The sequence below is a fragment of the Thermus sediminis genome (genome assembly GCF_003426945.1).
Classification (GTDB): domain Bacteria; phylum Deinococcota; class Deinococci; order Deinococcales; family Thermaceae; genus Thermus; species Thermus sediminis.
In genome coordinates, this window is record NZ_QURO01000004.1 from 459,239 (window position 1) to 477,892 (window position 18,654).

At 68.2% G+C, this 18,654-nt stretch carries 18 protein-coding genes; 10 read left to right on the forward strand and 8 right to left on the reverse strand.

Going from position 1 to position 18,654, the window contains the following annotated elements; genetic code table 11:
* Positions 1-34 precede the first annotated feature (34 nt).
* The 3 genes from pnp (at position 35) to ATI37_RS03105 (ending at position 4,383) form a co-directional block, all read left to right on the forward strand.
* Positions 35-2,176, forward strand: a complete 2,142-nt coding sequence (gene pnp / locus ATI37_RS03095; RefSeq protein ID WP_117237062.1) for a polyribonucleotide nucleotidyltransferase — start codon at positions 35-37, stop codon at positions 2,174-2,176.
* A 49-nt stretch (positions 2,177-2,225) separates the two neighbouring features.
* Positions 2,226-3,947 carry a ribonuclease J gene (locus ATI37_RS03100; RefSeq protein WP_117237063.1) on the forward strand — a complete coding sequence of 574 codons (1,722 nt, stop codon included), beginning with the start codon at positions 2,226-2,228 and terminating at the stop codon, positions 3,945-3,947.
* Between the two features lie 112 nt (positions 3,948-4,059).
* A complete protein-coding gene (locus ATI37_RS03105; protein ID WP_332871150.1) occupies positions 4,060-4,383 on the forward strand; it encodes a universal stress protein in 324 nt (107 codons plus the stop codon).
* Here the strand turns inward: ATI37_RS03105 and ATI37_RS03110 are convergent.
* The 3 genes from ATI37_RS03110 to ATI37_RS03120 are packed head-to-tail and all read right to left on the reverse strand — an operon-like array spanning position 4,362 to position 7,923.
* Positions 4,362-5,330: a sodium:calcium antiporter gene (locus ATI37_RS03110; protein ID WP_117237064.1), complete on the reverse strand. Its 969-nt coding sequence runs from the start codon at positions 5,328-5,330 to the stop codon at positions 4,362-4,364. The genes ATI37_RS03105 and ATI37_RS03110 overlap by 22 nt on opposite strands.
* Positions 5,327-5,512, reverse strand: coding sequence for a hypothetical protein (locus tag ATI37_RS03115; protein ID WP_157969075.1), 186 nt, complete (start codon positions 5,510-5,512; stop codon positions 5,327-5,329). The genes ATI37_RS03110 and ATI37_RS03115 overlap by 4 nt, the downstream gene beginning before the upstream one ends.
* Positions 5,509-7,923: a cation-translocating P-type ATPase gene (locus ATI37_RS03120; RefSeq protein ID WP_117237066.1), complete on the reverse strand. Its 2,415-nt coding sequence runs from the start codon at positions 7,921-7,923 to the stop codon at positions 5,509-5,511. Before ATI37_RS03120 ends, ATI37_RS03115 begins: the two co-directional genes overlap by 4 nt.
* Positions 7,924-7,989: 66 nt before the next feature.
* Between ATI37_RS03120 and ATI37_RS03125 the strand changes: the two genes are divergently transcribed.
* Positions 7,990-8,556, forward strand: a complete 567-nt coding sequence (locus tag ATI37_RS03125) for a thioredoxin family protein (protein ID WP_117237067.1) — start codon at positions 7,990-7,992, stop codon at positions 8,554-8,556.
* Positions 8,557-8,764: 208 nt separating this feature from the next.
* The gene (locus ATI37_RS03130) at positions 8,765-9,697 is read left to right on the forward strand and encodes an NAD-dependent epimerase/dehydratase family protein (protein ID WP_117237068.1); all 933 of its coding nucleotides are present in this window, start codon (positions 8,765-8,767) and stop codon (positions 9,695-9,697) included.
* 52 nt (positions 9,698-9,749) lie between these two features.
* On the opposite strand, the gene ATI37_RS03135 is transcribed toward ATI37_RS03130, so the two are convergent.
* The 5 genes from ATI37_RS03135 to coaE all read right to left on the reverse strand — a co-directional run bounded on the left by ATI37_RS03135 (position 9,750) and on the right by coaE (position 13,492).
* Complete coding sequence (locus tag ATI37_RS03135; protein WP_117237069.1) at positions 9,750-11,156, reverse strand: lyase family protein; 1,407 nt, start codon at positions 11,154-11,156, stop codon at positions 9,750-9,752.
* Between the two features lie 9 nt (positions 11,157-11,165).
* Complete coding sequence (locus ATI37_RS03140) at positions 11,166-11,711, reverse strand: glycerol-3-phosphate acyltransferase (protein ID WP_117237070.1); 546 nt, start codon at positions 11,709-11,711, stop codon at positions 11,166-11,168.
* A 64-nt stretch (positions 11,712-11,775) separates the two neighbouring features.
* A complete protein-coding gene (locus ATI37_RS03145) occupies positions 11,776-12,183 on the reverse strand; it encodes a SufE family protein (RefSeq protein ID WP_117237071.1) in 408 nt (135 codons plus the stop codon).
* 9 nt (positions 12,184-12,192) lie between these two features.
* Entirely contained in the window at positions 12,193-12,882 is a 690-nt protein-coding gene (locus ATI37_RS03150; protein ID WP_117237072.1) for an SDR family oxidoreductase, read from the reverse strand.
* 4 nt (positions 12,883-12,886) lie between these two features.
* Positions 12,887-13,492, reverse strand: coding sequence for a dephospho-CoA kinase (gene coaE, locus ATI37_RS03155; protein ID WP_117238495.1), 606 nt, complete (start codon positions 13,490-13,492; stop codon positions 12,887-12,889).
* Here coaE and ATI37_RS03160 point away from each other — a divergent pair.
* The 5 genes from ATI37_RS03160 to ATI37_RS03180 all read left to right on the forward strand — a co-directional run bounded on the left by ATI37_RS03160 (position 13,472) and on the right by ATI37_RS03180 (position 18,653).
* Positions 13,472-14,743 carry an HD domain-containing protein gene (locus tag ATI37_RS03160; protein WP_117237073.1) on the forward strand — a complete coding sequence of 424 codons (1,272 nt, stop codon included), beginning with the start codon at positions 13,472-13,474 and terminating at the stop codon, positions 14,741-14,743. The two genes, coaE and ATI37_RS03160, sit on opposite strands and share 21 nt — an antisense overlap.
* A gap of 104 nt (positions 14,744-14,847) precedes the next feature.
* Positions 14,848-15,822 carry a metal ABC transporter solute-binding protein, Zn/Mn family gene (locus ATI37_RS03165; RefSeq protein WP_198665497.1) on the forward strand — a complete coding sequence of 325 codons (975 nt, stop codon included), beginning with the start codon at positions 14,848-14,850 and terminating at the stop codon, positions 15,820-15,822.
* Positions 15,823-15,841: 19 nt separating this feature from the next.
* On the forward strand, positions 15,842-16,642 hold the full coding sequence (locus ATI37_RS03170; protein ID WP_117237075.1) for a metal ABC transporter ATP-binding protein: 801 nt from the start codon (positions 15,842-15,844) through the stop codon (positions 16,640-16,642).
* Positions 16,624-17,514, forward strand: coding sequence for a metal ABC transporter permease (locus ATI37_RS03175; protein ID WP_117237076.1), 891 nt, complete (start codon positions 16,624-16,626; stop codon positions 17,512-17,514). The genes ATI37_RS03170 and ATI37_RS03175 overlap by 19 nt, the downstream gene beginning before the upstream one ends.
* On the forward strand, positions 17,511-18,653 hold the full coding sequence (locus ATI37_RS03180) for a metal ABC transporter permease (RefSeq protein WP_117237077.1): 1,143 nt from the start codon (positions 17,511-17,513) through the stop codon (positions 18,651-18,653). The genes ATI37_RS03175 and ATI37_RS03180 overlap by 4 nt, the downstream gene beginning before the upstream one ends.
* Position 18,654 lies beyond the last annotated feature (1 nt).

Consider the following 18,654-nt stretch of genomic DNA (forward strand, 5'->3'; position numbering starts at 1 on the left):
GCCTTAGGGCTCCGCCTTTCCCTTGAGGAACGCCATGCCAGAAGCCACACCCAACACTCCAGAAGGCCATCGGTACGAAACGGAAGTCGCCGGAAGGAGGCTCATCCTGGAGACGGGCAAGTACGCCAAGCAGGCCTCGGGCTCCGTCCTGGTCCGCTACGGGGACACCCTCGTCCTCGCTACGGCCCAAGCCTCGGAAGAGCCCATAGAGGCGGACTTCCTCCCCCTCACGGTGGAGTTTGAGGAAAGGCACTACGCCGTGGGCAAGATCCCGGGGAGCTTCATGCGCCGGGAGGGCCGCCCCGGGGAGAAGGCCATCCTCTCCGCCCGCATGACCGACCGGCCCATCCGCCCCCTCTTCCCCAAGGGCTTCCGGCACGAGGTGCAGGTCATTCTCACCGTGCTCTCCGCCGACCAGAAGAACCCCCCGGATATCCTGGGGCCCATCGGGGCCAGCGCCGCCCTCATGCTCTCCGATATCCCCTGGGAAGGGCCCGTGGCCTGTGTGCGGGTGGGCCTCATCGGGGGACAGTTCCTCCTCAACCCCACCCTGCAGGAGCTGGAGGAGAGCGCCTTGGACCTGGTGGTGGCGGGGAGCCGGGAGGCCATCCTCATGGTGGAGGCCGGCGCCCAGGAGGTGGAGGAGGAGCTTTTGGTCCAGGCCCTGGAGTTCGCCCACCGGGAGATGGGGCCCATCCTGGAGCTTCAGGAACGGATGACCCGGGATCTAGGCAAGCCCAAGATGGCCTGGACGCCACCCGAAACCCTCCCCGAGGAGGAGAGGGAGGCCTTCTACCGCCTGGCCCTGGAAAGGGGCCTCTCCGGGGTGCTCCAGACCGCCAGCAAGGGGGAGAGGAGCCGGGCCCTTTCGGCCTTCGCCGAAAGCCTCATCCTCGAGGCCCTGCCCAGGCGGGAGGACGGCACCCCGGACGAGGGCAAAAAGCGCCTTTACGAGGGCGCCTTCGGGGAGGTGGTGCGGCGGGAGCTCAGGCGGCTCGTCTTGGAGGAGGGCAGGCGGGCGGATGGACGGGGGCCCAGGGACCTGAGGCCCATCTGGATTGAGGCGGACGTCCTCCCCCGGGCCCACGGCTCCGCCCTCTTCACCCGGGGAGAGACCCAGGTCCTGGGCACCGTGACCCTGGGCACGGGCCGCGACGAGCAGATCCTCGACGACCTGGGCATCGACGAGACCGACCCCTTCCTCGTCCACTACAACTTCCCCCCCTTTTCCACCGGGGAGGTCCGGCGCCTCCGCGGGGTGTCCCGCCGGGAGGTGGGCCACGGCAACCTGGCCAAGCGGGCCCTGAAGGCGGTCCTCCCCCCCCAGGAAGCCTTCCCCTACACCATCCGGGTGGTGGGGGACGTATTGGAGTCCAACGGCTCTAGCTCCATGGCCACGGTCTGCGCCGGGAGCCTGGCCCTCATGGACGCTGGGGTGCCCGTGAGGGCCCCGGTGGCGGGGGTGGCCATGGGCCTGGTCTGGGAGAACGAGAAGGCGGTGATCCTAACCGACATCTTGGGCCTCGAGGACGCCCTCGGGGACATGGACTTCAAGGTGGCGGGAACCCGTAGGGGGGTCACCGCCCTGCAGATGGACAACAAGGTGGGGGGCCTCCCCCGGGAGGTCCTGAAGGAGGCCCTCCTCCAGGCCCGGGAGGCCCGGCTCAGGATCCTGGACCTCATGGAAAGCGTCCTCCCCGCCTCCCGCCCGAGCCTCAAGCCCTTCGCCCCCCGGATCCTCTCCCTCAAGGTGCCCGTGGAGAAGATCGGCCTGGTCATCGGCCCCGGGGGCAAGAACGTCCGAGCCCTAGAGGAGTTGGGCGTGGAGGTGGACATCGAGGAGGACGGGACCATCCGCATCTACTCCAGCGACTCGGAGGCGGCGGAGAAGGCCAAGGCCCGCATAGAGGAGCTCACCCGCGAGGCCAAGGTGGGCGAGGTCTACGAGGGCACCGTCACCCGGATCGCCCCCTTCGGAGCCTTCGTCAGCCTCTTCCCCGGCACCGAGGGCCTCCTCCACATCAGCCAGGTGGCCCCGGGCCGGGTGGAGCGGGTGGAGGACCACCTCAAGGTGGGGGACGTGATCAAGGTCAAGGTCTACCGCATTGACGATAAGGGCAAGATTGACCTCATCCGCCCCGAGCTGGAAGGCAAGATCCCCCCGAGGCGGCGCTGACCCTCGGGGGTAATCCGCTATCCCGGCCCGTCCGGGGAAAAGGAGGCCTATGGAAAACCAGGAACGGAAACCGAGAAGGAGGCGGCGCAGGCGGCCGCAGGACGGACCTTCCCCACCGGGCCAGGACCCGGTGGAGATCATCCCCCTAGGGGGGATGGGGGAGATCGGCAAGAACATCACCGCCTTCCGCTACCGGGACGAGATCTTCGTCCTGGATGGGGGCCTGGCTTTTCCCGACGAGGGGATGCCGGGGGTGGATCTCCTCATCCCCCGGGTGGACTTCCTCATAGAGAACCGCCACCGCATCAAGGCCTGGGTGCTGACCCACGGCCACGAGGACCACATCGGGGGGCTTCCCTTCATCCTACCCATGGTCTACGGCAAGGAAAGCCCGGTGCCCATCTACGGGGCCCGGCTCACCCTGGGCCTTTTAAAGGGGAAGCTGGAGGAGTTCGGCCTCCGGCCAGGAAGCTTCAACCTCAAGGAGGTTTCCCCCGACGACCGAATCGGGGTGGGCCGGTACTTCACCCTGGACCTCTTCCGCATGACCCACTCCATCCCCGACAACTCGGGGCTTTTGATCCGCACCCCCGTGGGCACCATCGTCCACACCGGGGACTTCAAGCTGGACGCCACCCCCATTGACGGGAAGGTCTCCCATCTGGCCAAGGTGGCCCAGGCAGGAGCCGAGGGGGTCCTCCTCCTCATCGCCGACGCCACCAACGCCGAGCGCCCCGGCTACACCCCAAGCGAGATGGAGATCGCCAAGGAGCTGGACCAGGCGATCGGCCGGGCTCCCGGGCGGGTCTTCGTGACCACCTTCGCCAGCCACATCCACCGCATCCAGGCGGTAATCTGGATTGCGGAGAAGTACGGACGCAAGGTGGCCATGGAGGGGCGGAGCATGGTGAAGTTCAGCCGCATCGCCATGGAGCTGGGCTACCTCAAGGTGAAGGACCGCCTCTACGCCCTCGAGGAGGTGGCGGACCTCCCCGACCACCAGGTCCTCATCCTGGCCACGGGAAGCCAGGGCCAGCCCATGTCCGTCCTCCACCGCCTGGCCTTTGAGGGGCACGCCAAGATGGCCATCAAGCCGGGGGACACGGTGATCCTCTCCTCTAGCCCCATCCCCGGCAACGAGGAGGCGGTGAACCGGGTCATCAACCGCCTCTACGCCCTAGGGGCCTACGTCCTCTACCCTCCCACGTACAAGGTCCACGCCTCGGGCCACGCCTCCCAGGAGGAGCTGAAGCTGATCCTGAACCTCACCACGCCCAAGTTTTTCCTCCCTTGGCACGGGGAGGTGCGCCACCAGACCAACCTCAAGTGGCTGGCCGAGGGCATGAGCCGCCCCCCGGAGAAGACCCTGATCGGGGAGAACGGGGCCATTTACCGCCTCACCCCCACGAGCTTTGAGAAGGCGGGCTCGGTCCCCCACGGGGCCCTCTACGTGGACGGCCTGGGGGTGGGGGATATCACCGAGGAGATCCTGGCCGACCGCCAGCACATGGCCGAGGAGGGCCTGGTGGTGATCGCCGCCCTGGCGGGGCGGGAACCCGTGGTGGAGGTGGTCTCCCGAGGGTTCGTGAAGGCGGGGGAGAGGCTTTTAGGGGAGGTGCGGCGGATGGCCCTCGAGACCCTCACCGCCGGAGTCCGGGAAAAGAAGCCCCTGGAGCGCATCCGGGACGACATCTACTACCCGGTGAAGAAGTTCTTGAAAAAGGCTACGGGCCGCGACCCCGTGATCCTGCCGGTGGTCATCGAGGGGTGAGGCGCGCACAAGAGCCCCTTCCCGCCCACGGGCGGCAGCGAGGCCGGTGAGGCGGGGGTGGAGGGGGGCCTGAGGCTAGGCAAGGGCGGCCTTCCTCCACGCCCTGGCGCCCTTGGGGCCCAGGCTCCTCCTACGCCCCAAGACCCTTCCCTATTACCGGGAGCTCCTGGAGGACCTGCGCTGGGAAGGCCTGCCCGCCCTGGGCCGGGCCGCCTGCCTGGCGGAGGAGCTGGGGGTGCCCTCTGCGGTCCGCCTCCTCGAGGGGCGGGCGGCGGAGGTGACCCCGGAGAAGGCGGGGAAGCGCGGCCGGGTGGTCATGGGCACCCACGGGTGCACGGGGCCGGACCGGCTCCCACCGGGAAGCAGGGCCCAGATGGTGGCCCGGAGAAGCCCCAAGCCCCTCCTCCCGGTGCCTCATCGCAAGGCGAGCCCATAGGCCATGGCCAGGAGGTAAAGGAGGAGCACCCCCCAGTTGTCGTAAGAGAGCACCCAGAGCTTCCTTAAGCTCCGGTACATGAGGCCCATCAGCACCACTCCGACCATGCCCTGAAGGATCAAGACCGTGGCCGCGTGGCCCTCCGCAACCACCCCTAGGAGGGGCTTGGGGTAGACCAGGTCTCCCACGCCCAGGAGAAAGGTGTTGAAGAGGACGCTCCCTACGGCGTTGCCCATGGCCAGGTCCACGGCTCCAAGCCGAGCCGCAGCCACCACCACACTGGCCTCGGGTAGCGTGGTGATGAGACCCACCAGAAAAGTGCCCACCCAGCCACCCCCTAGACCCGTCTCCTGGGCCAGGCGGTTGGCCAATACGGGAAGGACCACGGCAGCCGCAACCAACACCAAGGCCCCTGCCCCGTAGCGCACCATGGCCAGACGCAGGGGCACATGGGCGTAGGCTTCCCTTTCCAAGGCCTCCTCCTGGGGAAAGCGCCGAGCGTAGCGGAAGGAAAGCCAAAGGGCAAATCCATAGAGCGGAACTAGGGCCGAGGCCGCAAGGCCCACCCGCCCTAGCCCCACCTCCCTCAAAAGGCCGAGCCCCACCGTCGCCAGGAGGAGAAGGACCAGGCCCAAGGCCAGAGCATGCTTCTGGCTTGCCCGGGCGGTAACGGGATAGGGGTGGAATGCATCCAGAAAGACCAGCAGGAGGAAGTTGACCATATTGGCCCCCAGGATGTTGCCTACGGCGATCTCGGGCAGGTCTTGCAAGAGGGAGCTGGTGCTGCTGAAAAGCTCAGGAAGGCTAGTGGTGGCCGCCACCAGGACCAGGCCTATTACGCTGCGCCCCAGGCCGGTCTTCTCGGCCAGTACGTCGCCGTAGTAGGCCACCGCCCGTCCAGAGGTCACCACCACCAGGGCCACGAGGAGGAAGAAAAGCCAGGTCATCTATGCTCCGGGAGACCCTCCAAAAGCTCAAGGCAGGTGACGAAACCCGCGGTCCTCCCCGCTTCGCCTACCGCCAAGACGCTCCCCATTCGCCTTTCCACCCTAAGCCGAGCCACCCCTTCCGGGTTGATCCTAAGGAAAACGCTAACCGCCAGGCCCAACGGGAGGACTTCAACCTTCACCTCCCCTCCTTCCGCCATACTACCCGGTACACCCCCTCCGCCATACCCCAGGCCAGGAAGGCTGCCCCCAGGATCAGGAGCCAGACCCAAGGGGGGATGGGGACCACCTGAAGAAGGCCGGGGGCCAGGGTACCCACAAGAAGCTGCAGGAGGATCTCTAAGGCAATGACGGCGTTCAGGTAGGGGTTGGGAAGGGGCGTGATGTGGGTGCGCCGGGCAGGGTAGGCGAAGAACACCTGGCCTATGGCCATGAAGTGGAAAACGGCGCTCTGCATGGCCTCAATACCCAACCAGAGGGGCAGGGCGAGCAACATGGCCAGGGTCATGCCCGCCTTCAGGGAACCTGTCAGGAGGATGAAGTGCACGGAGGGGCCGTCCAGCAGGGGGCTATCCTTGGGCCTTGGGGGGCGGGACAAAACCCCAGGGTTCCGGTCCAGCCCCAAGGCCAGGGCAGGGGGACCATCGGTCACGAAGTTGATCCAAAGGACCTGCAGCGCGGTGAGGGGAAGGAGGAGGTGGCCGAGGGCGTCCCGCAGACCCGCCAAGACCGCCAGCACCATCCCCAGGGCGATCACCAGGACGAGGGACACGTTGGTGGAGAAGACGAAGCGGATGAACTTCTGGATGTTCTCGTAGATGTTCCGCCCCTCCTCAATGGCGGCCACGATGGCGGCGAAGTTGTCGTCCAGGAGGACCAGGTCTGCCACCTCCCGGCTCACGTCCGAACCCCTCTGCCCCATGGCCACGCCCACGTCCGCCCGCTTCAGGGCCGGAGCGTCGTTGACGCCGTCCCCGGTCATGGCCACCACCTCTCCGGCCCTTTGGAAGGCCTCCACAATGCGCAGCTTATCCTCGGGCCGGACCCGGGCGAAGACGTCCACCTCCAGAAGCTCCTCATCCGAAAGCTCCCCGATCTCCTCCCCTGTGGCCACCACCTCGGCGGGAATCCCCACCCTGCGGGCGATGGCCAGGGCGGTGGCCGGGTGGTCCCCGGTGACCATGACCACCCGCACCCCAGCCCCGAGAACCTTCTGCACGGCCTCGGGCACCTCAGGACGAGGGGGGTCCAGGAGGAGGACGAAGCCCAGGAAGGCCAGGCCCTCCTCCCTCTCCCCCTCCCCAAAGGCCAAGGCCAGGACCCTAAACCCTTGGGCGGCGTGGCCCTCGGCCTCCTCCAAAAGCTTGGCCTTCTCCGCCTCGGGGAGGGAAAGCCTTGGGATGAGGGCCTCGGGCGCCCCCTTGAGGAAGCTTCCCCTGGGAGTGGTGACCCGCATGTACTTCCAGGCGCTATCGAAGGGGCGCTCGGAAAGCCGGGGGTTTTCCCGTCGCGCCTTTTCCACGTCCAGATAACGCGCGGCGTAGCGGAGAAGGCCGAGCTCCAGCGGGTCCCCGGCCCCCGTGGCCAGGTCAGCGTCGTTGCAGAGGGCCATGGCCAAGAGGGCCTGCTCCCGATCCCATGCCAGGAGCTCCTGGACCCCCATGCGGTTTTCCGTGAGGGTGCCCGTCTTGTCCGTAGCGATGAGGGTCACGCTCCCCAGGGCCTCCACCGCAGCCAGGCGGCGCACCACCGCCTTCCTCCCCGCCATGCGCTCCACCCCCAGGGCCAGGGTCAGGGTGAGGACGGCGGGAAGCCCCTCGGGGACAGCGGCCACCGCCAGGGCCACGGCGAAGAGGACCATCCTGAAGGAGGGCCCTTCCACCCAAAAGCCCAGGAGGACCAGGGCCAAGGCCAGGAGGAGGACGAAGCGGGCCACCCGGTGGCCAAAGGCGTTGAGGCGGCGCTCTAGAGGGGTCTCTTCCTCCTCCATCCCCACCAGAAGGCCAGCGATGCGGCCCATGGCGCTCCCAGGCCCGGTGCGGGCCACCTCCAAAAGGGCCCGGCCCCTCACCAGAAGGGTCCCGGCGTAGGCCTCCTCCCCCGCGCCCTTTTCCACGGGCACGCTCTCCCCCGTGAGGACGCTCTCGTCCAAAAGGACCCCTGAGGCCTCTAGGAAGACCCCATCGGCGGGGACGCGATCCCCGGCCTCGAGGCGCACCACGTCCCCGGGAACGACCTCCCGGGCAGGGACCCGCCGGAACTCCCCATCCCTAAGGACCCAGACGAAAGGCTCCGCCAGGGCCTTGAGGCGCTTTATGGCTTCCTCGGAGCGCTTTTCCTGAAAGGCCCCCAAGGTAGCGTTGAGGAGGAGGATGGCCAGGATGGCCAAGGACTCCAGAGGGACCTCTTCCGCCCCCTCGGCCAGCCAGAGGCCAAGGTCCACCACCAAGGCGAGGAGGAGGATGTAGATGAGGGGGCTTTGGAACTGACGGAGGAACTTCCGCCAAAGGGGCTCGGGGGGCTTTTCCGGAAGGGTGTTGGGGCCGTATTCCTGAAGTCTTTCCCTGGCTTCCTGCCAGGATAGGCCACGCATATGGGCAGGATACCAAAGGGTAACCAGGCGGTTGTCCCGGGAAGGGGCCTCCTCTATACTGGAAGCATGCTCCAGTATCCTGAACTCCCCCTAGAAAGCCCCCTTATCGACGCCGAGCTCCCTGACCCCCGGGGTGGGCGGTACCGCCTCTCCCAGTTCCAGGAGCCCCTCCTAGCCGTGGTCTTTATGTGCAACCACTGCCCCTACGTGAAGGGGTCCATCGGGGAGCTGGTGGCCCTGGCGGAGAGGTACCGGGAAAAGGTGGCCTTCGTGGGCATCAACCCCAACGACTACGAGAAGTACCCCGAGGATAGCCCCGAGGGGATGGTGGCCTTCGCCAAGGAGCATGGCATCTTCTTCCCCTATCTTTTGGACGAAACCCAGGAGGTGGCCAAAGCCTACCGGGCCCTCCGCACCCCGGAGGTCTTCCTCTTTGACGAGAGGCGGCTCCTTCGCTACCACGGCCGGGTCAACGACAACCCCAAGTTCCCCGACCAGGTGCAAAGCCACGACCTGGAGGCGGCCATAGAGGCCCTCCTCAAGGGGGAGGACCCCCCCCTCAAGGAGGCCCCTGCCATCGGCTGCACCATCAAGTGGCGGCCTGGGAACCAGCCCGAGGTGAAGATAGGCTAGGCTGTTGACAAAAAGCCCTGGGCTTGCCGGCTTACCAGTAAGCTAGGGGTTTCTCTACCCGAATGCCCTGGAGTACTTCTTCCGCGTCATCCGCGAAGAGCTTAAGAAAGATCCAGAGTCTTGCGGCGAGGGGCTAGACCTTTGCGACTGCGTTTGCCGATAAATAGCACATGGTAGACTGCCCTCGGGTTTTGGCCCGGAGGTGGGTATGCGCGTACTGGTCACTGGCGGTGCGGGGTTCATCGGGAGCCACATCGTGGAGGGCCTTTTGGCGGAGGGCCTCGAGGTGGCGGTCCTGGACAACCTCTCCACGGGCAGGCGGGAAAACGTCCCCCAAGGGGTACCCTTCTACGAGGTGGACCTCCGGGACAAGGAGGGGGTGGAACGGGTCTTCCGGGAGTTCCGCCCCACCCACGTCTCCCACCAGGCGGCCCAGGCCTCGGTGAAGGTGAGCGTGGAGGACCCCCTTCTGGACTTCGCCGTGAACCTAGTGGGGGGGATGAACCTCCTCGAGGCCTCCCGCAAGTTCGGGGTGGAGAAGCTCCTCTTCGCCTCCACGGGTGGGGCCATCTACGGGGAGGTGCCCGAAGGGGAGGCCGCCGAGGAAACCTGGCCCCCAAGGCCCAAAAGCCCCTACGCCGCCAGCAAGGCGGCCTTTGAGGGATACCTCTCCGCCTACGGGCAGAACTACGGCCTCAAGTGGATCTCCCTCCGCTACGGCAACGTCTACGGGCCTAGGCAGGACCCCCACGGGGAGGCGGGGGTGGTGGCCATCTTCGCCGAGAGGGTCCTGAAGGGCGAGCCCGTGACCCTCTACGCCAGGAAGACCCCGGGGGACGAGGGGTGCGTGCGGGACTACATCTATGTGGGGGACGTGGCTGAGGCCCACGCCCTAGCCCTGAAGGGTCTGGAAGGGGTCTACAACGTGGGCACCGGGGAGGGGCACACCACCTTGGAGGTCCTAGAGGCCGTGGCGGAGGCCGCGGGGAGGACCCCCGAGGTGCGCCCCGCCCCCCCGCGCCCCGGGGACCTGGAACGGAGCGTCCTCTCCCCCCTGAGGCTGATGGCCCATGGCTGGCGGCCTCGGGTAGGGTTCCGAGAGGGGATCCGGCGCACCGTGGACCACTTCCGCGCCCGTTGACCCGGGGAGCCGCCCCCAGAGAGGGGTGGTCCGGCGCCCGGAAGGGACATGCCTAGCGCCCCCCACCCCCCACCCGCCCCCCCTCCAGGACCTCCTCCGGCTGGAGGCGTTGCAACCAGCGCCGGGCCAGGCGCACCCTAGCCCGCAAGGCGGCCAGGGCCTCGGTGTCCTTCTTGAGGCGCCGCTTGGCCCGGGAGAGGGCCTCGGCCCGGGCCCTCGGCCCCACACCCCCTAAGACCTCCCGCCGGGCGAAGAAGCCCTCGAGGCTCACCCAGGCCAGAAGCTCCTCCCGATCCACCCCGAGAAGCTCGGGCCGGAGGCCGGGAAGCGCCCCACGGACCCGGCGGTAGGCCTCGGGGAGGGGCACCCCCTTCCGGACCAGGAGGTCCACGGCCTCGGAGGCCAGGACCTCAGGGGAGAGCTCCTCCAAAAGGCGCTCGGGAACGAACCGCCCCTCCTCCAGGGCCGCCCGGGTCAGTTCTAGGGCCGCCTCCCCCGCTTCCAGCATCCCGCCCAGGGGCTCCAGAATCCCCGTGGAGTGGTCGTTGAGGTCGGTGAAGGGGGTGTTGTGGTTGAGAAAGGCCAAGGGGTCCAGCCCCCCAATAAGCCGCCCCGCGTAGATGCGGGCGTGCTCCAGGACCACGGGGTTTTGCTTTTGGGGCATGAAGCTGGACCCCTGGGAAAGCCCCTCGCCCACCACGAAGGCTCCCCGGCCCGCCCAGAAGAGGAGATCGGTGAGGAGCCGGGAGAGGCTGGCCCCCAGGGCCTGGAGGGCGGCGGCTAGCCCCAGGGCGTAGTCCCCCGAGGCCACCGCGTCCAAGGCGTTCTCCACGGGGGCCTCAAAGCCGAGAAGAGCGGAGAGGCGGTGCCGGTCCAGGGGGTAGGGGGCTCCCGCCAGGGCGCTGGCCCCCAAGGGGGAGCGGTTCACGTGGGAAAGGGCCTGGAAAAGCCGCTCCGTGTCCCGGGAGAGGAGGCCCTCTATGCCCAAGAGGTAGTGGTCCAAGGTAGAGGGCTGGGCGGGACGGTAGTGGGTGTGGAGGACCACGGGTACGCCCTGGGTGCGCCCGGCCAAGCGGAGGCCTTCCCGCCTTAGGCGGAGAAGGTCGCCCAAGAGGGCCAGGACCCGGTCCCGGAGGTAAGCCCGAAAGACGGTGAGGTCCAGGTCGTTGCGGGAAAGCCCCCGGCGCACCACCCCGGCCACTTCCTCCCCCCAGTGCTCGGCGAGCTGGGCTTGGATGGAGAAGAAGACATCCTCCGCCTCCCCGGTGAAGCTGGGAAGGGGCAGGGTACGAAGCTCCCTCAGAGCGGCCACGGCCTCCTTGCTCCGGGGTAGGCCCAGGCGGGCGAGCTCCAGGGCATAGGCGGTGAGGGCGTCAAAGAAATAGGGGACCAAGGCCTCTCGGGCGAAGCGGTAGTGCCGGGCCAAAACCCAGCGGCGGAAGACCCCGTGCCAGCCCATACCCTAAGGCTACTCTCGGTACCAGTCCCTTAGGTGGCGGAGGGTCACAGGAAGCCCCACCCCGAGGCCAAAGAGGAGGTGGGCCAAGGTGCGGTCCACCAGGGCGGCCAGGATGGGAAAGGCCAGGGCCACGGCCAAGACCGCCCGATAGGGCCTCCGGAAGAGGGCGTAGAGAAGGGCGAAGAGGAGGAGGGCAACGAGCAGGAGCCTGGGGTCCACGGCCAGGAGAACCCCTGCCCCCGGCGCCAGGGCCTTCCCGCCCCGGAAGAGGAGCCAGGGGGAATAGGCATGCCCCCACACCGCCCCCACGCCCCCCGCGAGCCCCCCGAGGGGGCTTCCGGAAACGGCCTCCCCCGCGGCCACGGCCAAAACCCCCTTGAAGAGGTCCAGGAGGAGGACCAAGAGCCCGGGCACCGGCCCCAGGACCCGGAAGGCGTTCAGGGCCCCGGGGTTGCCTGAGCCCTCCAGGAGGAGGTTCTTCCCCCTCAGGACTCCGAACCAGTAGGCCACGGGGAAGCTTCCCAAGAAGTAGCCCAGAAGGAAAGCGGGGAGCATCGCGCCCATCCTCCCTCTTCCAGGACCTCCCAGACCCCGACCAGAAAGGCGGGCCGGCGCCCCGTCAGAGGGCCCTGCGGACCTGGTCCTGCAGCCTCTGGAGGGCGGCCTCGAGGCCCCGAAGCCTCAAGGGGGTGAAAACCTCCTCCAGCCCCGCCCCCCGGTAGAAGCCCAGGGGGACGGCCAGGACCGCCTCCGGGGCCTCCCCCTCCAGCGCCTCCTTGAGGAGGCCGGCGAAGGCCTTCACCGTGGGGGCCTCGTCGGGCACGGCGAAATAAAGGCGCACCCCTCCCTCGGACACCTCCGCCCTAAGGAAGAAGGGGGTCTGGCACTCCGGCACCCGCTCCAGCTCCACCCCCTCTGGGGGCGGGGGCACCTTCTTGGCGTAGTCCAGGAGGACTTGGGCCTTGAGCTCCCTGGGCAGGGCACGGAAGAGGGAGAGGGCCTCCTCTAGGCGCTTGGGCACGCTCACCCCTTAAGCTTACCCTTCGGCGGGCCGGGGCTGGGTGGGCCGGATCTCTATCTCGCTGACGAGAGCCCTTCCCGGCATCTCCAGGGCGAAGAGGATGGCCTGGGCCACGTCCTCAGGGGAAAGCTTCCAGCTCTGGCCCACGGGGTTCCCGGCGAAGCCCGTGTCCACGGAGCCGGGGAGGACGTTCACCACCCGTACCCCCTCCTCCCTAAGCTCCAGCATGGCCGCCCCCATGAGGCCCAGGAGGCCAAACTTGCTGGCATTGTAGGCGGCCCCGCCCTTGAAGGGGTTTTTGCCCGCCAGGCTCCCCACGTTGACCACCACGCCCCGGGAGCGCAGGAGGAGGGGAAGGGCCGCCTTCAGGCCCAGGAAGGGGCCCATGAGGTTCACCTCCAAGACCTCCCGCACCTCCTCAGGGGAGAGCTCCGCCACGGGCTTCATGAGCCCGATCCCGGCGTTGTTGACCAGGGCGAAAAGCCCCCCGAAGGCCTCCTCCATCCGGGCCACGGCGCGCTCCCAGTCCTCCCGCCGCCGCACGTCCCCAGGAAGGGCGAGGGCCCCGGGGAGCTCCCGGGCCAAAGCCTCTAGCCTCGCCCCGTCCCGGGCGAAAAGCCCTACCCCATAGCCCCTGGCGTGGAAGAGGCGGGCCGTGGCCTCCCCGATACCCCTGCTCGCCCCCGAGATCAGGACCGCTCGCATGCCCCTAGGATAGCCCGAAGCGGGACCGGATCTCCCCCAGAAGCCGCCAGACCTGGGCCCTCAGGGCCTCGAAGGTCCCCCGGTTCTCCAGGACCCAGGTGGCCCGCCGCCTCTTCTCTTCCTCGGGCATCTGGGCCCTCTCCCGGGCCAGGACCTCCTCCCGGGAAAGCCCGGAGCGGGCCATGACCCTCCTTAGGCGCTCCTCCAGGGGGGCCGCCACCAGGATGACCCCGTCAAGCCTCTCCTCCCAGCCCTTCTCCAAGAGAAGGGGGATCTCCAGGAAGACCAGGGGGGCGCCTAGGCGGGCAAGCTCCTCCCAAAGAAGCCGCCGGACCTCGGGGTGGATCAGGGCCTCCAACGCCCGAAGCCTTTCTGGGTCAGAGAAGACCACCTGGGCCAGCCTCCTGCGGTCCAGCTCTTCCCCGTGGAAGGCCTCGGGGAAAAGGGCCTTGAGCTCCGCCCTCTTCAGCTCCCTGGCCCTCTCCGCCAAGAGGTCGGCGTCCAGGACGGGGTAGCCCATCTCCCTGAGGAAGGCCGCCACCGTGCTCTTGCCGCTCCCGATGTTCCCGGTAAGGCCAATAATGATGGGGTGCTTCGCCTCCTCGCCCATAGGGACTTCCCCTTTTATACCCCCAAGGGGGCCATCCCCATAGGGGGTGGGGTGCGGGACCTGCTTTTGGGGAGAAAGCCCCTGGACCTGGACTTCGCGGCCTTGGACCCGGAAGGGGCCGCCGAGGAGGCCAGGGGGCGCTACGGGGGGACCCTCTTTCCCCTGGACCGGGAACGGGGGCATTACCGCCTGGTGGCGGGCGGGCTTTCCCTGGACTTCACCCCTTTGCAGGGGAATCTGGAGGAAGATCTCCTCCAGCGGGATTACCGCCTAAACGCCCTCATCTGGATAAAAGGCAAGGTCTTGGGCCTGCCGGGGACGGAAGAGGACCTAAAGCGGCGCCATCTCGTCCCCGTGCGGGAGGAAAACCTCTACCAGGACCACCTGAGGAGCCTGAGGGGGGTGCGCCTCGCCGCCACCCTGGGCCTGGGGCTTCCCCAAAGGACCCGGGAGGCCCTCGCCCGCCACGCCCGCTTCCTCCGGGAAAACCCTGGGGCCCTCCCCGCCCGGGAAAGGGTGCGGGAGGAGCTAACCCGGCTCCTCCTCTCGGGGAGGGCCCCCTGGGGGCTTCACCTTTTGCAAAGGACGGGGCTTCTCGGGGTCTACCTGCCTGAACTCGCCCTCCTCGTGGGCCTGGACCAAGGCGGGGTCCACCACCTCCCCGCCTGGGAGCACACCCTCGCCGTCCTCTTCCACCTCCTCTGGCTCTGGCCCGAGGCCCCCCTCGAGGCCCGCCTGGCCGCCCTCTACCACGATGTGGGCAAGCCCCTCACCCGCCGCTTTGACCCTGAGGCGGGGCGGTACCGTTTCCTGGGCCACGCAGAGGTGGGGGCGGAGTTGGCGAGGGCGGCCCTCTCCTGGCTCCGCTTCCCCAAGGAGACGGTGGAGCGGGTGGCCGCCCTGGTCCGCCGCCACATGGACCGCCCTCCCGAGAGGGCCAGGGCCCTCCGCCGCTTCTACTTCCGGAGAAGGGACCTCCTCCCCGCCCTCCCCTACCTCATGGCCGCCGACCGCCTGGCCGCCCGGGGGGTGGAGGCCGAGGCCTGGCCCCTCCTGGAGGCCTACCAGGAGGCCCTCAAGGAGCCCCTCCCCCAAAGGCCCCTCCTCTCCGGGGAGGAGGTGATGGCCCTTCTCGGCCTGGAGCAAGGCCCCGGGGTGGGGGAGGCCCTAAGGGTCCTCCTCGAGGCCCAGGCGGAAGGCCGGGTGCGCACCCAGGAGGAGGCTCGGGCCTTTCTCCAGCACCTACCCTGAGGGAGCGGCCATAGCGGTTGACAGGCCAGGGCCCGGTTGGTACCCTCGATTTAGGCATGCCTAATCCTCCTGGGCAAGGGGGAGTGGCCAGAAGGAGGTCGGAATTGCTAGAGGTCAAGCCCAGTCCAAAGCGCAACCTTTTGCTCCTGGCAGGCTTAGTCGTCGCCGTCGGCCTAGCCCTATCCCTCCTGGTCCGCCCGGGCGCGCCTGGGGTAGCGGACCCCGGCGACCGCCGGGTCCTGGCCGTGGCCACCACCAGCATCGTGGCCGACGCCGTGCGCCAGGTGGGGGGGGATCGCGTGGAGGTGGTGGCCCTCATGGGACCAGGCATTGACCCCCACCTCTACCAAGCCAGGGAGAGCGATCTCCGGGCGCTTCTGGAGGCGGACATCGTCTTCTACATCGGCCACTACCTGGAGGGCAGGATGGCGGATACCCTTGCCCGGGTCGGCCAGCAGAAGCCCTCCGTGGCCCTAGCCGAGCGGATTGACCCCGCCCTCCTGCGCCAGGCCGAGGAGGACTTTCCCGGGGTGTACGACCCCCACATCTGGTTTGATGTGGGGCTTTGGATGGAGGCCGTGAGGGTGGTGCGGGATGCCCTGGCGGAGGTGGACCCCGTTCACGCCGAGGTGTACCAGGAAAATGCCCGGCGTTACCTAACCGAACTGGAGGAGCTGGACCGCTGGGTCCGGGAGCAGGTGGGACGGATCCCTCCTGAGCGGCGGGTCTTGATCACGGCCCACGATGCCTTTGGCTACTTCGGTGGGGCCTACGGTTTTGAGGTGTACGGGCTACAAGGGGTGACCACGGCCACCGAGGCCAGCGCCGCGGACGTGCGCGCCCTGGCGGAGCTCATCGTCCAAAGGCAGATTCCCGCCATCTTCGTGGAGGAGACCGTGCCCCCTCGCTTCATCCTGGCCCTGCAGGAGGCCGTGCTTGCCCGGGGTTTCACGGTGGAGGTCGGGGGTGAGCTCTACTCCGATGCCCTCGGCGCTCCTGGAACGCCCGGGGAAACCTACCTGGGCATGGTGCGCCACAACGTGGAGACCATCGTGCGCGCCCTCGGGGGTGCGGAGTAGGCGAGGGAGGGGTAGGGGGATGAGCGAGCAAGCCCAGGGGTCGGTCTTGGCCCTCGAGGTCCGCGGCCTCACGGTGGCCTACCGCGAGCAGCCCGTCCTTTGGGACGTGGACCTCGCCCTTCCCCCGGGGACCCTCCTGGCCATCGTCGGGCCCAACGGCGCCGGGAAAACCACCCTGCTCCAGGCCATCCTGGGCCTCATCCGCCCGGTGACGGGCCAGGTCCGGATCTACGGCGAGCCCGTGGAGCGCCAGCGCCGCCGCATCAGCTACATACCCCAGCGTAACAGCGTGGACTGGGACTTCCCCATTAGCGTCTTGGACCTGGTCCTGATGGGCACCTACGGCAGGCTGGGCTGGTTCCGACGCCCGGGAAGGTGGGAGCGGGAGCGGGCCATGCAGGCCCTGGAGCAGGTGGGCCTGTCCCACCTCGGGGACCGGCAGATCGGCAAGCTCTCCGGAGGCCAGCAGCAGCGGGCCTTCCTGGCCCGCGCCTTGGTGCAGGAGGCAGAGATCTACCTGATGGACGAGCCCTTTCAAGGCGTAGATGCCCTCACGGAAGAGGTGATCGTCAAGCTGCTGCAGGGGCTCCGGGACCAGGGCAAGACCGTGGCCGTTGTCCACCACGATCTGCAGACCGTGCCCATCTACTTTGACTGGGTCCTTCTCCTGAACGTGCGCCCCATAGCCTTCGGGCCCGTGGCCCAGGTTTTCACCGAGGAAAACCTTCGGGCCACCTACAGCGGCCACCCCCTCGCCTCTCTGGCCCGGGACCAAGGGGGCCTGCCCCTCGGGAGAAGCCCATGGTCCATGAAATCCTAGGGGATCCCACGCTGCGCACGGTGGCCCTTGGGGGGATGCTCCTGGGCCTTGGAAGCGGGGTGGTGGGGGTTTACGCCGTCCTCCGCCGCAGAAGCCTCCTGGGCGACGCCGTTTCCCACGCGGCCCTGCCGGGGATCGCCCTGGCCTTTTTGCTCACGCGCAGCAAAGAACCTTCGGTCCTCCTGGTAGGGGCCCTGCTTGCGGGCTGGGTCGGCTCCTTGCTGGTGGAGGGCATCACCCGGACCACCCGGGTCAAGCTGGACAGCGCCCTGGGCCTGGTCCTTTCGGTTTTCTTCGGCTTTGGCCTGGTCCTTCTCACCTTCCTGCAAAGGCATCCCGACGCAGGCCAGGCCGGCCTCCACCGTTTCTTGTTGGGCCAGGCGGCCACGCTGCGCCAACAGGACGTCCTGGCGATGGCCATAGGCGCCGCCATCATCCTACTGGGAGTAAGCCTTCTTTGGAAGGAACTCAAGGTCATCGCCTTTGACCCCGGGTTCGCCCAGAGCCTGGGGCTTCCTGCCCGCACCCTGGCCTTCCTCCTGGACACCTTGACCGTCTTGGCGATCGTGATCGGCCTCCACATGGTGGGCGTGGTCCTGATGAGCGCCATGCTGGTGGCCCCGGCGGCGGCGGCGCGCCAGTGGACGGATCGGCTGGGGGTTATGGTCTTGCTCAGCGCCCTTTTCGGCGTCCTCGCTAGCGTCGGGGGGGCGCTGCTCAGCAGCCTGATCCCGCGCTTCCCCACCGGTCCGGCCATCGTGCTGGTCGTGGGCGCCTTCGTCCTCCTCTCCCTGCTCCTTGCCCCCGGCCGGGGCCTGGTGTGGAGGGCCTCCCGGAGGGCAAGCCTCCCCCCCCATAGGGAAGGGCCATGACCGGAGTGCAGGTCCAGGTGGAGATCCAGCTCATCGCCGCCTTCGCTGCGGCGGCCTGCGCCCTACCCGGCGCCTTTCTGGTGCTCCGCCGGATGGCCCTTCTTAGCGATGCCATCAGCCACTCGGTGGTCCTCGGCATAGCCGTGGGCTTCCTCCTGGCCCAGAACCTCAACTCGCCCCTCTTGATCCTGGGGGCTGCCCTGGTGGGCCTGCTCACCGCCTGGCTGGTGGAGCTTCTGCACCGCACGGGGCTCGTGCGCGAGGACGCCGCCATCGGGCTGGTCTTCCCTACGCTCTTTAGCCTGGGCGTGGTCCTCATCTCCCTCTACGCCAGGCACGTCCACCTGGACACGGACTCGGTGCTCCTGGGAGAGTTGGCCTTCGCCCCCCTGAACCGGCTCGTGGTGGCGGGCAGGGACATCGGACCCCAGGCCTTGTACGTTAGCGCCGCCCTGTTTGTGCTCAACGCAACCTTCGTCGCCATACTTTACAAAGAATTGAAATTGGCTACCTTTGACCCAGGCCTCGCGGCCCTCCTGGGCTTTTCCCCGGCCGTCATCCACTACGGGCTCATGGGCCTCACCTCCCTGACCGCAGTGGGGGCCTTTGAGGTCGTGGGCGCCGTCCTCGCCGTGGCCCTGTTCATTGCCCCTGCGGCCACCGCCTACCTCCTCACCGACGACCTGGCCAGCATGCTGGTCCTCAGCGTGGTCACGGGGGTAGGGGCGGCCATCGGGGGTTACTGGCTGGCCCACCTCCTGGACGCCTCCATCGCCGGGTCCATGGCCACGACCGCCGGCCTTCTCTTTGCCCTCGCCTGGCTCCTTGCCCCGGAGCGGGGCCTCCTCGCTGCCCAAAGGCGGCGCGCCCGGCAACGCCTGGAATTCGCCCAAAGGATTCTGCTGGTGCACCTCCACCGCCAGGGCCAGCCGGGCGCGGAAAGGCAACCCCACGAGGAGCACCTCTGGCAGGAGCTGGGCTGGAACCGGGGGTTCGCCCTACGGATCGTGGCCCTGGCGGAAAGGGAAGGACTGGTCATCCGCCAAGAGGGGCGGCTACGGCTCACCCAACGCGGCCGCCTTCTCGCCCAGGAGGCTCTGCTTCCGGGAGAGGCACCCGCGACTCCTGGGGAGGGGTAGG